Origin of the sequence: Bradyrhizobium cosmicum (genome assembly GCF_032290525.1) — a bacterium.
Lineage (GTDB): Bacteria > Pseudomonadota > Alphaproteobacteria > Rhizobiales > Xanthobacteraceae > Bradyrhizobium > Bradyrhizobium cosmicum_A.
This window is the reverse complement of record NZ_JASXTA010000634.1, coordinates 1-232: the sequence shown is the minus strand read 5'-3', so window position 1 is coordinate 232 and position 232 is coordinate 1. Positions and strand designations below refer to the sequence as shown.

The 232-nt window shown below is 59.9% G+C and carries 1 protein-coding gene; it reads right to left on the bottom strand.

Going from position 1 to position 232, the window contains the following annotated elements:
- Window positions 1-143 (bottom strand): Trm112 family protein (locus tag QSV46_RS41170; RefSeq protein WP_314964555.1); only part of this gene is annotated, 143 nt, incomplete at its 3' end.
- Between the last annotated feature and the right edge of the window lie 89 nt (window positions 144-232).

Genomic DNA, 232 nt, shown 5'->3' with positions numbered 1-232 from the left:
GGATAGGCGAGCTTGGCGGAACGCGAAATCAATTCCTGCCGGCTCGAATCGAATTCGAGCGGACCCTTGGTCACCGGACAGACGAGGATCTCCAGCAACTTTGGGTCGACGGTGCCGTCGAGGCGTTCGGGCGGGGCTGTCATTTACTGTCTCCAGATAGGCGTAGCCCTTAGCATACCAAATCGCGAGATGTCATGACGCGGCCATCCGCACCAGTTCGTCGACCACGGCC